This window comes from Alkalihalobacillus pseudalcaliphilus, from assembly GCF_028610675.1.
Classification (GTDB): Bacteria; Bacillota; Bacilli; order Bacillales; family Bacillaceae_D; genus Alkalihalobacillus; species Alkalihalobacillus pseudalcaliphilus.
Genome location: NZ_JAQQWS010000032.1, coordinates 1 through 679 on the forward strand (window position 1 = coordinate 1; position 679 = coordinate 679).

At 45.1% G+C, this 679-nt stretch carries 1 tRNA gene; it reads right to left on the minus strand.

The annotated features are described in order from the left end of the window. Positions 1 to 397: 397 nt before the first annotated feature. A tRNA-Ala gene (locus tag PQ479_RS21795) sits at positions 398 to 473 on the minus strand. Positions 474 to 679: the final 206 nt, after the last annotated feature.

Here is a 679-nt window from a genome sequence, read left to right on the forward strand (position 1 = left end):
CGTTTCGCCGTTCGTCGCGTCCTTCTTCGGCTCCTAGTGCCAAGGCATTCACCGTGCGCCCTTTCTAACTTAACCATTTTTGGCTGCAAATCAACGGCGGATTTCTTCGTCAACTTCGTCTTCTCAGTCATGTCACGTACGGGTGTACGCTCCATTCTTTCGAAGCCTCGTTTCCTCGAACTCCTTGTTGCTTTTTGCCAAAATTCGACTTACATTATCAAAGGTTTGATATGAATTCTTGACATTCTCGTTCGTCTATCGTTATAGACTCCGATGAATTTCATGTTTTCTTACGATTATCTAGTTTTCAAAGAACCAACGACTTCAGAACATTTAGCTCTTCACCGTTTCAGTCGACTCTAAAAAAACCCTTATTAGGATTCTTCGGGTCGATTAATGGTGGAGCCTAGCGGGATCGAACCGCTGACCTCCTGCGTGCAAAGCAGGCGCTCTCCCAGCTGAGCTAAGGCCCCATTTAACTGCAGAGTATCTTCGTATTTCTTCGTCAACTTCCTTCCTTCAATCATGTCACGTACCGATGTACGCTCCATTCTTTCAGTCCGTCGCTTCCTCGAACTACTCGATTCTCTTTGTTAACTTTTGAGTATCTTCGTATTTCTTCGTCAACTTCCTTCCTTCAATCATGTCACGTACCGATGTACGCTCCATTCTTTCAGTC